The organism is Pseudomonas sp. BIOMIG1BAC (genome assembly GCF_001705995.2).
In the GTDB taxonomy this organism is placed as follows: domain Bacteria; phylum Pseudomonadota; class Gammaproteobacteria; order Pseudomonadales; family Pseudomonadaceae; genus Aquipseudomonas; species Aquipseudomonas sessilinigenes.
In genome coordinates, this window is sequence record NZ_CP049045.1 from 3,561,931 (window position 1) to 3,574,360 (window position 12,430).

The following is a 12,430-nucleotide window of genomic DNA, read 5'->3' on the forward strand; positions in this document are numbered from 1 at the left end:
CGGGAAGTGGGCGCATGCCCAGGTTCACAAAAAGCGCCTGTGCAGGAAGTCCAGCAGCCGGTGGTTGACCTGCTGTGCACGCTCGCTCTGGATCCAGTGCCCACACCCTTGCAGCACATGCTGCTCCAGGTCGGCGACCCGGTCGGGCATGCGCTTGAGGGTATGGGCCTCCAGCACGCCGACCGGATCGCGATCGCCCAACAGGAACAACGTAGGCTGTATGACCCGGGCTTGCGCGAGAAACTCGGTACGCTGCCAATTGCGCTCGAAATTGCGGTACCAGTTCAAGGCCGGGCGAAATCCCCTGCCAACGAAAGCCTGCCGATAGACCTGGAAATCCTCCTCCGGGCACCAGCTGGGCAAGCTGTCGGGGATGGTCACGCCATCGAACAATCGGGAGTCGGCCGGCTTGGGTTGCAGCAGGGCCTCGATATTGCCCATGAACAACCGCAGGCTGGTATCGATGTCAGCGTCGAGCTCGACCTCGGCCACGCCCGGTTCCTGGAAATACAGGATGTAGTTGAAATGCCCACCGTGCACCTGGCGCATGATCTCGCTGGCCGGGCGCTTGGGCCGCCCGGCAAAGGGCACCGACATCGTCACCAGCGCCGCCACCCGCTGCGGCTCCAACAGAGCCAGGTGCCAGGCCACCGGCGCTCCCCAGTCGTGGCCAACCATGCACACCCGCTCGTGACCGAAGGCCTCCATGGCCTGCTGGATATCGGCGCACAGGGTCAGCAGGTCGTAGTCTGCTATCGCCTGGGGAGCGGAGCTGCGGCCGTAGCCACGCATTTCCGGGACAAAGACCCGGAACCCGGCCGCCGCCAAAGCCGGCACCTGGTGCCGCCAGGAATGCCAGCACTCGGGAAAGCCGTGGAGCAGCCAAACGGGCCGGCCTTGCTCGGGGCCGGCCACCCAGACGCTGAGTTCGATGCCGTTGACGGCCAGAATGTGCTGCTGGAAGGAAGTCATGGCGAGGGCTCCTGGCAAGTGCCAGGACAACCTAGCAGATGTCCTGCCAGGCATTGAGCATCATCGATCAGCCGAATGATGCGGGTGTCGGCTCTGCGCGGCGGGCATCAGCTCAGGTGGATTCGCGAACTGCGGCGGCTGCGCAGCCGGTCGCAGCCTCGCCAGCTCGGCAGCGGCTACAGGTGCCCGGCCAGGGCATGGCTTTGCTGGCGAATCAGTCGCTGGGTCGCGAGGACCTTTTCCAGTGCCTGCTCTGAGTCCGGGTCCTGCATTGGCGCGCGGATCGCCGCCGATACCAGGCTGATCAGCTTGGCCATGACCTCGGCATCGGTGGCCGGGCGCCCCAGGCTCATCGCCTGCATCAACAGCCGCAACTCGGTGCCCGCCATCACCCCGGAAATCGCCTTGAGGGCGAACTGCAGGCGCACCCCCAGCTCGTTACGCGGCAGGTCCGGCAGGGCCAGGGCGAATGCCTTGAAAAAGCGTTCGAACACCGGCTGGTAGTGTTCCTTGAGGTACTCCTGGATGAAGGGCGAGGTATCGCTGTAGACCCGGCCAAGGAAGCGGATGAACGAACGACCTTCCACGCCGCCACTTTCATCACTGCGTTCCATGCCCATCGCCGGGGCGAACAACACCCCCAGCAGGGTTTCGCAATCCAGCGGCCCGTCGCTCTGCTCCTCGCACTTGGCCAAGAGCTCCAGGCGCTGATCATTGAGCGGCCCCAGGCGCTGCATCAGCAGGGCCTTCATCAGCGAGTCCTTGTCGCCGAAGTGATAGTTCACCGCCGCCAGGTTGACCTTGGCCCGTTCGGTGATCTGGCGCAGCAGCACGGCGTCGTAGCCGTACTTGATGAATAATGCCTCGGTCGCTTCCAGCAGTCGGGTCTTGGTGACATTGGGGGCACTGAGTTTCTTGGCGACCATGGAGGGCTAACCTTTACTGGATGAAAAACTGACCGTTCGAACAGTGTTTTAAAAAAAAATTTGATTTTTTATACCCGCGAGATTCCCTAAAAGCAAGGGCCTGAGGGACTCCTAAAGCGCCCATAGGCCGTTTTGTGACCAGTGGGTTCCTGCCCTGAACCTGTCAAAAAAAGCGCTCGATTACCCGCTCTAGACAGCTAGCGCACAGGAATGAACGCAGTTACTATTCAAACAAGTTTTTTAAAATAATAAATAAAACCAGAGCTTGGCGCTGCTCCAAAAAACTGCCCCGAAGACTCCCCCAGGTGTGGTTTTTTTCAGACAGTCCGTCGAGCCAGCCGGCGCAGTAAGCAATGACAGAGACGATAATCGAGCAAGGTTTCATCTCCCTGCAGGGCATAGGCAAGAGCTATCGGCTGGCGGAGCAACCGCTCCATATTCTCAAGAACGTCTCCTTGTCCATCCAGGCCGGTGAAAGCTGCGCCATCCTCGGTGCCTCCGGCTCCGGCAAGAGCACCCTGCTGAATATCCTCGGCCTGCTGGACCTGCCCGACAGCGGCGACTATCGCTTCGCTGGCCACGATATCTTCCGCGCCAGCCCCGATCAGCTGGCGGCGATCCGCAACCGCCAGATCGGCTTCGTGTTCCAGAGCTTCAACCTGCTGCCACGCCTGAGCGCACTGGACAACGTCGCCCTGCCCCTGAGCTACCGCGGGGTAGCACGGCGTGAGTCCCTGGAGCGAGCCATGCACATGCTCGACCAGGTCGGCCTCGGGCAGCGTGCCGACCACCGTCCGGCGGACCTGTCCGGCGGCCAGCGGCAACGGGTGGCCATCGCCCGGGCACTGGTGGGCGAACCCTCGGTCATCCTCGCCGACGAGCCCACCGGCAACCTCGACAGCCACACGGCCCGGGACATCATGGACCTGCTGCTGTCATTGAACCGTGAACGCCAGGTCACCCTGATCATCGTCACCCACGACCCCGGCATCGCCCAGCGCCTGGAGCGGCAAATCCGGGTCAACAACGGCGTGGTGCAAGAGGTCTGTCCGGCATGAGCCTGATGCTCGAGCAAAGCGCCAGCCAGCTGCTGCACGAAGCCTTCGTCAGCCTGCGGACCCTGGGCAAGCGCTCGATCCTGGCCCTGTTGGGCATCGTCATCGGCAGCTCCTCGGTGGTGGCCCTGATCAATATCGGCCATAACGCCGCCAAGGATGCCGCGGCGATCTTCCAGGACATGGGCACCGATACCCTTGCCGTACAGTTTCCCGATACATCCGGCAGCAAGGCCCGGATGCCTGCGGTCCTGGATATCGACTACCTGTACCAGCGCCTGCCACACATCCTGCATATCGCGCCCGTATCCCTGTTCAGCGGCCCGGTGGTCTTCCAGGGGCGGACCACCAATGCCGGCCTGGTAGGCGCTACCGCACCGCTGGCCCAGGCCATGCGCCTGCAATTGCTGGAAGGTCGTTTCCTCTCGGTATTCGATGCCGGTGAAACCTATGCGGTAATCGGCGCCAACATCGCCCGGACCTTGAGTACGCCCCATCACCCCCTGCGGCTAGGGGACCGGGTTCGGGTCAACGATTACCTGTTCCAGATCATCGGCATTCTGCGCGAACAACCCTCCGCGGTATTGATCCCGGTACAGACCAACGACTCACTGTTCATACCGCTGGAAGGCATGCGGCGAATTTCTCCCTCGCCACAGATCAGCAACCTCATCGCCCGCGCAGCCCCGGCACAGGATATGAACCACGTGGCCAGCGATCTGGAGCAAGCCTTGAAAAAACTCGTCCCAGGACGAGGCGTCGAGGTCCAGATACCACAGCAGATCATCGACGGCATGACCCGGCAAAGCCGCACCTTCGGCTATTTGCTGATGGCGCTGGGGGGGATCTCCCTGGTGGGCGGTGGCGTTGGCGTCATGAACGTGATGTTGATGAACGTCTCGGAACGGCGTCGGGAGATCGGTATCCGCATGGCCTTGGGGGCCCGGCGCCGGGACATTCGCAACCTGTTCCTGCTCGAGGCGGTGACCCTGACAGCCGTTGGGGCCTTGTCAGGGGCCCTCCTGGGAATCAGCGCCGCCTATCTCTATGCCCGGGTCTCCGGCTGGGAATTCGCCCTGGCGTCCACCTCACTGCCACTGGGTGTCGGTAGCACCTTGCTGATCGGCCTGTTCTTCGGCCTGTATCCGGCGCTTTCGGCTTCTGCCCTGCAACCGGTGGAGGCCTTGCGGGATGAGTGAACGTATCGTCGCCCTGTTGCTGTGGTCATGCCTGCTCAGCCCATTGGCTCTGGCCAAGGAGATGGATGTGCTCAGCCAGGCATCGGCCCCCAGCATGCGCAATATCGGTGGGCACCAGGACGGCGCCACACTGCTGAACCAGCAGGTCGACCTGACCCTTGCCGATGCCGTCTACCTGGGGCTGCGCAACAACCGCACAATCCGCAGCGCCTACCTGGACCGTGTCACGCAGAAATACGACTTGCTGGTCGCGGAAGACACCTTCAACCCCAAGTTCTCGATCAACGGCACCTACCAGGCCAACAGAGGCAGTGCGGACGGTGTACGCAACGCCACGCTCAAACCCTCCTCGACCCTGCTCACCGAATACGGGACTCGGTTGAACCTGGCCTGGAACCAGGAGCTGAGCAATGCCAACCGGGCCGGTTACAACCGCCGGGACGGGCTGGACCTCTCCATTATCCAACCGCTGCTCAAGGGCGCCGGCTGGGATGTCACCACCGCGCCCCTGCGCCTGGCACGCCTCAACGAGCAAGCCAATCGCCTGAACCTCAAGGCTGGCGTGGCGCAAACCATATCCGCCGTCATCAGCGCCTACCGCGATCTGCTTCGGGCCCAGGAGCAATTGACTATCGTGGAGGCGGCGCTCAAGCGGGCCAATGCCCTGCTCGACGTGAACCGGGCCCTGATTGCCGCCGGCCGGATGGCCGAATTCGAGATCGTGCAGACTGAGGCCGATATCGCCACCCAGGAACTGGGGGTCGAGGATGCGCGCAATCAGGTCGACAGCAATCGCTTGTCATTGCTGCGCCTGCTGGCGCTTGACCTGTCGGCCCGGGTTCGAGCCAGCGATGCGTTGCAAGCAACACAGATCAGCATCGGCCGCCAGGAGGCCTTGCGCCTGGCCCAAATCCAGCAGCCCAACTACCTGGCGACCCTGCTGGGCAGCCAGCAGGCCGATCTGAACCTGGTCGTGGCCAAGAGCCAGGGACTCTGGGATGTCTCGCTGGTCGCTGGCGCCAATCAGGTTCGCAATCGCTACGACAATGACAGCGGCAACGGTTCAAGGCGTAACTGGGACAGTTATGCCGGGGTCCAGGTACAAATTCCCATCGGTGACCCGAAGACCCGCCAACAGGAAGTCCAGGCCCGGGTTGCCGTGGAGAAGCAGGAGCTGACCATTGCCGAAGCCCGTCAGGAACTGGAGCGCAATGTCAACGATGTAGTGCGCGACCTGGGGACGCGCTGGCGCCAATATGAGATCTCCCAGCGCGCCGTGGAGCTATCCCGGCGCAAGCTGGAAATCGAGCGGGAAAAGCTCAGCGCCGGACGCTCCAGCAACTTCCAGGTACTGAGCTATGAAAACGATTTGCGTACCAGCGAAAACGCGCGCCTGAATACCCTCATTGCCTATCTCAACGCCCAGACCCAACTGGACCTGACGCTGGGCACGACCTTGGAGACCTGGGACATTGAGCTCAACGACTTCTGATCCCAAGAAACTACGCAAACGCCGTATCCAGGTTGGCGTTGCCATCGCCCTGCTGGTGGTGGCCGGTGCCGTCGTGATCAGCTATCGCGCCCCGGCCGAGCCGCAACCTGGCAAAGGGCAGTGGATCGAAGTGAGCAACGCGCCATTGACCCACCAGATCGGCCTGGTGGGCAAGATCGAACCCTTGCAGACCATCAGCCTGGTAGCGCCCTTCGATGGCAATGTCCTGGCCAATCTGGTGGAACAGGGCCAGCGGGTCGAAGCCGGCCAGGTGCTGCTGAAAATGGACCCGAGCCTGATCGAGATCCAGTTGCGCGAAGCCTTGTCGGTACAGCTCAAGGCACGCCGCACAGTGCAGGAGTTGCAGGATTGGGACAACAGCCCCCAAGTGTCCAGGGCCCGACGCACCTTGCGAACCTCGCAGATGACCGTCAGCAATACCGAGCGCAAGCTCAACGAGAGCCAGAACCTGTTCAGCCGGGGCATCATCCCCCGCAACGAACTCGATGACCTGACCCAGCAATTGCAGACCCAACGCATGGACCTGACCGCGGCCCAGGGCGAGTTGCAGCAGGCACAGGAACAGGGCAAGGGCGAATACCGCCAGATCGCCGACATGGAACTGACCAATGCCACGGTCAAGTACGAAGCCCTGCGCGCTTTGCTTGCCGGCAAGGACGTCAAGGCGCCCTTTGCCGGGATCGTCGTGCCGGCACCCGGGATCACCCTGGCGCAAGCGGCCTCGGCTGCCACCTCGGGCTCGATCCAGAACGGTAGCAAGGTCGGCCAGGGCCAGGCGCTGTTCGGCCTGGCCAACATCGAGCAGCTGAAAATCGTCAGCAAGGTCTCGGAGCTGGATATCAACCAGCTACGCCAGGGCCAGAGCGTGGAGATTCTCGGCGATGGCTTCGATGGCGAGCGCCTTCGCGGCCAGGTGGACATCGTCAGCAGCCTCGCCCTGCCGGCAGATGCTTCGGGCGGCAGCGCCCAATTCCCCGTGACCCTGTCGGTTCCTAAACTGACCCAGGAACAACTGCAACGGGTACGCCTGGGCATGAGCGCCCGGCTCACCATCATTACCTACAGCAATGACCAGGCGATCGTGGTGCCTCCCTCGGCGATCCAGCACAGCGCCGAGGGCATGAGCGTGGAGTATCGGACCGCAGCCGACCAGCCGCCCCGGCGGGTGCCCGTGACCACAGGCCAATCGACGGCCGAAGGCGTGGAAGTGTTCGGCCTGCAATCAGGCCAGGTACGGCTGCCCGAGGGCCAGTGAGCGCGCGGGGAAGATATGGCTTGCCAGCCTTGAGGAAACTGAGGACATAAAAAAGCGCCCCGCAGGGCAATGCCGATCGGTTAAGGACATCAGGCGCGAGGCTTGCCCGCGATGGACTGCAGAGCGCTGCGTTTATCCCGTAAACGCGCACTACCGCTCACGACCATCGCGGGCAAGCCTCGCTTCCACAATCACATGCCCGTTGCGCTCAGGTTCAGCGCAGGGCCCGGCGCAGGACCTTGCCGACCGTGGTCTTGGGCAGCTCTTCGACACGGAACTCGACGTAGCGCGGCACCTTGTAGCCGGTGAGGTATTCCCGGCAATGGGCCAGCAGTTGCTCCTGGGTGAGGTTCGGGTCCTTGCGCACCACGAAGATCTTCACCTTCTCCCCGGTGACTCCATCCTCGACGCCGATGGCCGCTACTTCCGCCACCCCGGGATGCAAGGCCACCACATCCTCGATCTCGTTGGGGTACACGTTGAAGCCAGACACCAGGATCATGTCCTTCTTGCGGTCCACCAGGCGGATGAAACCCCGCTCGTTCATCACCCCGATATCGCCCGTAGAGAGCCAGCCGTGGCGGTCCAGGACCTTGGCGGTTTCCTCGGGTCGCTGCCAGTAGCCCTTCATCACCTGCGGGCCGCGTACCTGCAACTCGCCCTCCTCGCCGATGTCCGCCAGTTGGCCGTCCTCGCGCATGAAGCGCACCCAGGTGGACGGCAGCGGCACACCGATAGTGCCGCTGAAATCACTTTCACGCACACGGGCGACCTCGATCGGGCTGATGCTCACCACCGGCGAGCATTCGGTCAGTCCATAACCCTCGACGATCGGTACCCCCGTCACCTCTTTCCAACGCTGGGCCACGGCGGTGTGGGTGGCCATGCCACCAGCAATCGCCAGCTTCAGGTCGGAGAAATCGCGCCCACGGAATTCCTCGTTCTCCAGCAAGCCATTGAACAAGGTGTTGACCCCGACGATGCCGCTGAACTTTTCCTTGCGCAGGATCATCTGCACCCGCTTCACGTCACGGGGGTTGGCGATCAGGATATTGCGCCCCCCCAGGCACATGAACATCAGGCAGTTCACCGTCAGCGACAGCACGTGGTACAGCGGCAGCAGGGTGACATTGGTTTCCTGCTGGTTCTCGTCCAGCTGGTCGCCGACCCAGGCCTTGGCCTGCATCAGGTTGGCCAGGATGTTGCGGTGGGTGAGCATGGCGCCCTTGGCATCGCCCGTGGTACCACCGGTGTACTGCAAGAAGGCGATGTCGTCCTGCGCAAGCTCCACCGGCCGGTACTCCAGCACGGCCGCCAGCTTCATCATCGCCGGGAAGCGAATGGAACCTGGCAGGTTGAACTTGGGAACCTGCTTCTGCACATGGCGCAGGACGAAATTCAGCGCCGCCCCCTTGAAGGTGCCCACCAGGTCGCCGATGGAGGCCACCACGATGTTCTTCAACTTGCTGCCCGGCATGGCCTGTTCCAGGGTATGGGCGAAGTTCTCGAAGATCACCACGGTCTCGGCGCCGCTGTCCTTGAGCAGATGGCGCAGCTCATGGGCGGTGTACAGCGGGTTGACGTTGACCACCATGGCGCCGACCAGCAGCGTACCGAACAGGCAGATCGGGTACTGCAGGCTGTTGGGCATCATCAACGCCACCCGATCGCCCTTTTTCACCCCCTTGGACTGCAGCCAGGCGGCGAAAGCGAACACGCGCTTTTCCCACAGGTCGTAGCCCATCTCGGTGCCGATGCTGACATAGGCCACCCGTTGTCGATACTTGTCCACGTGTTCGAGAAACACCTCGCGCAACGACGGGTAACGGTCGATGTCGGCTTCGATATCGCTGGGTACACCCGACATGTAAGCGTTGAGCCAGATACGCTCGGCAGGTTGCAGGCTTGCGACGCTCATGGGCAGTCTCCTTGTTATTTTATTTTTCGACGATGGCGGTTACACCCAGCCCGCCTGCTGCACAGACGGAAATCAGTCCGCGGCCTCCCCCGCGCTCGTGAATGGCCTTGGCCAGGGCCGCCAACAGCCGCCCACCGGTAGCGGCAAAAGGATGCCCGCACCCTAGGGAGCCGCCGTTGACGTTGAGTTTGGCCCGGTCGATGCTGCCCAGCGGCCCTTCGAGCCCGAGCTTGTCCCGGCAATAGTCGGCATCCTCCCAGGCCTTGAGGGTGCACAGCACCTGGGCAGCGAAGGCTTCGTGGATCTCATAGAAATCGAAGTCGCCAAGCCCCAGCCCCTCCCGGGCCAGCATGCGCGGTACTGCGTAGGCTGGCGCCATCAGCAGGCCCTCGGTGCCATCGACGAAGTTCACCGCCGCGGTCTCCCCGGTACGCAGGTAGGCCAGCACCGGCAGGTTGTTGGCCGCGGCCCACTCTTCGCTGGCCAGCAGCACCACCGAGGCGCCGTCGGTCAGGGGCGTCGAGTTGCCGGCCGTCAGGGTGCCGCTGTTGCGGTCATAGGCCGGGCCCAGGCCGGCGAGCTTTTCCAGGCTGGCGTCGGCCCGCAGGTTGTTGTCCCGCGCAAGGCCGCGATACGGCGTCATCAGGTCGTCGAAAAAACCCCGCTGATAGGCCGCATTCAACCGTTGGTGGCTGGCCAGGGTCAGTTCGTCCTGGGCCAGGCGCTTGATCTGCCAGCGCTTGGCCATTTCCTCGCAGTGCTCGCCCATGGACAGGCCGGTGCGCGGCTCGCCGTTACGCGGCAGCAATGGCTTGAAGAACATCCCCGGGCGCACCTTGAGCAGGCTACGCAGCTTGTTGCCGGTACCCTTGGCGCGATTGGCCGCGAGCAAGGTGCGACGCAAGCCTTCATTGATGCCGATGGGCGCATCGGAGGTGGTATCGGAGCCACCGGCAATACCCACCTCGATTTGCCCCAGGGCGATCTTGTTGGCCACCAGCAGCGCCGCCTCCAGCCCGGTACCGCAAGCCTGCTGGATATCGTAGGCCGGGGTCTGCGGCGACAACGTGGTGGACATCACACACTCACGGGCCAGGTTGAAGTCCCGCGAATGCTTGATCACCGCCCCCGCGGCGAACTCCCCCAGGCGTTGTCCGGCAAGGCCGTACCTGTCCACCAGGCCCTGCAGGGCCGCCACCAGCAGGTCCTGGTTGCTGTCATTGGCATACACCGTGTTGGAACGGGCGAACGGAATCCGGTTACCACCGATGATCGCTACCCGACGCACCGGCGCCGGATTGAAACTGTACTCAGTCATTCCCGAGCTCCCCAGGTCAGTAGGCCGCGCATATGGGGCTTGTCGCCCGCGTTGTTGCGCACTTCGAATTCATGGCGCGGGCCGTCGGGCACGCGACTCCACAGGCTTACCGAGGCCGGCAGGAAAATCGGCAGCTTGAACTCGCAATCCAACTGCGCCACGGCCAGCGGATGCGGTGGTTGTTGCGCCGCCAGGGCCCGACCCAGGGTCCACATGCCATGGGCGATGGGCCGACGGAAACCGAACAACCGCGCACCCAGCCAAGAGGTGTGGATCGGATTGAAGTCGCCGCTGACCTTGGCGAAACGTCGCCCCAGGTCCCCGGCCAGGCTCCAGCGTTGGGTGCGTATCAGGGCCTGTTCATCCAGCGCCAGTGCACCTACCCAGGGTTCGCCCACAGGGTCGGAAACGCCGCGGCGCAGGTACAGGCTGTCGCCCTCCCAGACCAGCCCGCCACCACTGTAGGCACGGGTGGCGATGGACAGGGCCTGGCCCTTGGGATGGGCGACCCAGCGCTCGGCAAAGACTTCCAGTCGCAGGGCCTGGCCCTCCTCCAGGCGCTGATGCTGGCGAATGTGATTGGCCAGGTGGACCATGCCACTGGCCGGATAGGGAAAGGTCCGGCTGGTGAGCAGCAACAGATGCAGGGGAAACGCCAAGGTATGGGGGAACGACAGCGGCACCCCATGCTCGCGGCGGAACCCGCAGGCCTGGGCATAACGGGCGACCTGCGCCGCCTGCAGCTCCACCGCCGGGCGCACCAGGCGCTCGGTAGGCAACGGCGGTGCGGTCTCAAGCTTGGGCTTGCGCAAGCCGCGCAGGCCGTCGTAGAGCAACTGGCCACGGGACGGTGGCGGCTCGATGATGCGAATCGCGGAATCGGCACTCATGGCTCAGGCTCCCAGCAGGCTTTGCCCGCAAACGCGGACCACCTGCCCATTGATCCCGCCGGAGGCTGGATGGGCCAGCCAGGCGATGGTCTCGGCCACATCCACCGCCTGCCCACCCTGGGACATGGAGTTCATCCGCCGTCCCGCCTCGCGGATCATCAACGGGATCTTCGCGGTCATCTGGGTTTCGATGAACCCCGGGGCCACGCCGTTGACTGTGATCTGCTGGCGCGCCGCCAACGGCGCCAGGGCCTGGACCAGGCCGATGACCCCGGCCTTGGAGGTGGCGTAATTGCTCTGGCCGAGGTTGCCGGCGATACCGGAAATCGACGACACGCAGACAATCCGCCCGCCCGGATTGAGCCCCTGCCCCTCCAACAGCGCCTGGCTGAGCAGCAACGGCGCTTCCAGGTTGACAGCCATGACCTTGCGCCAGGCGGCCTCGGTCATCTTCGCCAGGGTCTTGTCCAGGGTGATGCCGGCGTTGTGCACCACGATATCGAAGGCGCCCTGCTCAGCGACGAACGCCAGCAGACGCTGGCCAGCATCGGCTGCGGTGATGTCCAGGGCCAGGGCGCTGCCACCCAGGCTGGCGGCGGCCTGTTGCAGCTCGGCCTCGCTCTGCGGGATGTCCAGGCACACCACCTGGGCGCCTTCGCGGGCCAGGACCTTGGCAATGGCCAGGCCGATGCCACGACAGGCACCGGTAACCAGGGCCCGGCGCCCCCCCAGGGGCCGCTCCCAATCCAGCTGCCGAGGCACATCCACCGGTTCGCCGATGCGCACCACCTGGCCCGAGACATAAGCCGAGCGCCGGGACAGGAAGAAACGCAGGCTGCTGTCCAGTTCCGCTTCGGCACCGGGCTCGACATACAGCAGTTGTACGGTGATGGCCCGGCGCAGTTCCTTGCCCAGGGAACGCACGAAACCCTCCAGCGAACGCTGGGCCACCGCCTGGGCCAGTTCGGTGCAACGTTCCGGCGGCGTCCCCAGGATCACGACCCGGCCATGGGCGGTCAGGCGCCGGACATTGGCATGGAAGAAGCGATACAGCTCATCGAGCTGGGCGACGTCGCCCAGCCCGGTGGCATCGAACACCACGCCCTGGACCTTCACGGTCGAGGGCGCGTTGATGCTTGCGGCCTGCGCCGCCACGATATCGGTGGCGGCAAAGATCCGTTGCAACTCGCCCAACAGGCGCCCCTCGGGCGCCGCAGCGAGAATCACCGGGTTGATCAGGTTGCCGCCCTGCCCCTCGCGGTTGCGTTGCAGCGGCACCGGTTGTGGCAGGCCGGTGCGCTGGGCCAGCCAGCGGCCCCACCCGGAATTGACGAACGAAAGATAACCGTCGGACATATATGGATTCCAATCAAAACCAGTAGAA

At 63.8% G+C, this 12,430-nt stretch carries 10 protein-coding genes; 4 read left to right on the top strand and 6 right to left on the bottom strand.

What is annotated here, in order from left to right; all coding sequences use genetic code 11:
* Positions 1-24 precede the first annotated feature (24 nt).
* Together ATY02_RS16605 and ATY02_RS16610 are read right to left on the bottom strand one after the other, a co-directional pair.
* Positions 25-972, bottom strand: coding sequence for an alpha/beta fold hydrolase (locus ATY02_RS16605; protein ID WP_068576098.1), 948 nt, complete (start codon positions 970-972; stop codon positions 25-27).
* 176 nt (positions 973-1,148) lie between these two features.
* Positions 1,149-1,898: a TetR/AcrR family transcriptional regulator gene (locus tag ATY02_RS16610; RefSeq protein ID WP_068576096.1), complete on the bottom strand. Its 750-nt coding sequence runs from the start codon at positions 1,896-1,898 to the stop codon at positions 1,149-1,151.
* A 353-nt stretch (positions 1,899-2,251) separates the two neighbouring features.
* Between ATY02_RS16610 and ATY02_RS16615 the strand changes: the two genes are divergently transcribed.
* Genes ATY02_RS16615 through ATY02_RS16630 form a run of 4 tightly spaced genes read left to right on the top strand, consistent with a single transcriptional unit; the run spans position 2,252 to position 6,920 of the window.
* Entirely contained in the window at positions 2,252-2,956 is a 705-nt protein-coding gene (locus ATY02_RS16615) for an ABC transporter ATP-binding protein (RefSeq protein ID WP_068576094.1), read from the top strand.
* Entirely contained in the window at positions 2,953-4,152 is a 1,200-nt protein-coding gene (locus ATY02_RS16620) for an ABC transporter permease (protein WP_068576092.1), read from the top strand. The genes ATY02_RS16615 and ATY02_RS16620 overlap by 4 nt, the downstream gene beginning before the upstream one ends.
* Positions 4,145-5,644 carry a TolC family protein gene (locus ATY02_RS16625; protein ID WP_068576091.1) on the top strand — a complete coding sequence of 500 codons (1,500 nt, stop codon included), beginning with the start codon at positions 4,145-4,147 and terminating at the stop codon, positions 5,642-5,644. Before ATY02_RS16620 ends, ATY02_RS16625 begins: the two co-directional genes overlap by 8 nt.
* The gene (locus tag ATY02_RS16630; protein ID WP_068576089.1) at positions 5,625-6,920 is read left to right on the top strand and encodes an HlyD family efflux transporter periplasmic adaptor subunit; all 1,296 of its coding nucleotides are present in this window, start codon (positions 5,625-5,627) and stop codon (positions 6,918-6,920) included. The genes ATY02_RS16625 and ATY02_RS16630 overlap by 20 nt, the downstream gene beginning before the upstream one ends.
* A gap of 214 nt (positions 6,921-7,134) precedes the next feature.
* Here ATY02_RS16630 and ATY02_RS16635 read toward each other — a convergent pair whose 3' ends face one another.
* Genes ATY02_RS16635 through ATY02_RS16650 form a run of 4 tightly spaced genes read right to left on the bottom strand, consistent with a single transcriptional unit; the run spans position 7,135 to position 12,402 of the window.
* On the bottom strand, positions 7,135-8,838 hold the full coding sequence (locus ATY02_RS16635) for an AMP-binding protein (RefSeq protein ID WP_068576087.1): 1,704 nt from the start codon (positions 8,836-8,838) through the stop codon (positions 7,135-7,137).
* 19 nt (positions 8,839-8,857) lie between these two features.
* Positions 8,858-10,156, bottom strand: a complete 1,299-nt coding sequence (locus tag ATY02_RS16640; RefSeq protein ID WP_068576085.1) for an acetyl-CoA C-acetyltransferase — start codon at positions 10,154-10,156, stop codon at positions 8,858-8,860.
* Positions 10,153-11,046, bottom strand: a complete 894-nt coding sequence (locus tag ATY02_RS16645) for a MaoC family dehydratase (RefSeq protein ID WP_068576083.1) — start codon at positions 11,044-11,046, stop codon at positions 10,153-10,155. The genes ATY02_RS16640 and ATY02_RS16645 overlap by 4 nt, the downstream gene beginning before the upstream one ends.
* 3 nt (positions 11,047-11,049) lie before the next feature.
* A complete protein-coding gene (locus ATY02_RS16650) occupies positions 11,050-12,402 on the bottom strand; it encodes a 3-oxoacyl-ACP reductase (protein WP_068576081.1) in 1,353 nt (450 codons plus the stop codon).
* Between the last annotated feature and the right edge of the window lie 28 nt (positions 12,403-12,430).

What these genes read in the sequence shown, in the direction of transcription:
- ATY02_RS16650 (WP_068576081.1), bottom strand. Translation starts at nt 12,402, where the DNA reads ATGTCCGACGGTTATCTTTCGTTCGTCAATTCCGGGTGGGGCCGCTGG.
- ATY02_RS16620 (WP_068576092.1), top strand. Translation starts at nt 2,953, where the DNA reads ATGAGCCTGATGCTCGAGCAAAGCGCCAGCCAGCTGCTGCACGAAGCC.
- ATY02_RS16625 (WP_068576091.1), top strand. Translation starts at nt 4,145, where the DNA reads ATGAGTGAACGTATCGTCGCCCTGTTGCTGTGGTCATGCCTGCTCAGC.
- ATY02_RS16640 (WP_068576085.1), bottom strand. Translation starts at nt 10,156, where the DNA reads ATGACTGAGTACAGTTTCAATCCGGCGCCGGTGCGTCGGGTAGCGATC.
- ATY02_RS16615 (WP_068576094.1), top strand. Translation starts at nt 2,252, where the DNA reads ATGACAGAGACGATAATCGAGCAAGGTTTCATCTCCCTGCAGGGCATA.
- ATY02_RS16645 (WP_068576083.1), bottom strand. Translation starts at nt 11,046, where the DNA reads ATGAGTGCCGATTCCGCGATTCGCATCATCGAGCCGCCACCGTCCCGT.
- ATY02_RS16635 (WP_068576087.1), bottom strand. Translation starts at nt 8,838, where the DNA reads ATGAGCGTCGCAAGCCTGCAACCTGCCGAGCGTATCTGGCTCAACGCT.
- ATY02_RS16605 (WP_068576098.1), bottom strand. Translation starts at nt 972, where the DNA reads ATGACTTCCTTCCAGCAGCACATTCTGGCCGTCAACGGCATCGAACTC.
- ATY02_RS16610 (WP_068576096.1), bottom strand. Translation starts at nt 1,898, where the DNA reads ATGGTCGCCAAGAAACTCAGTGCCCCCAATGTCACCAAGACCCGACTG.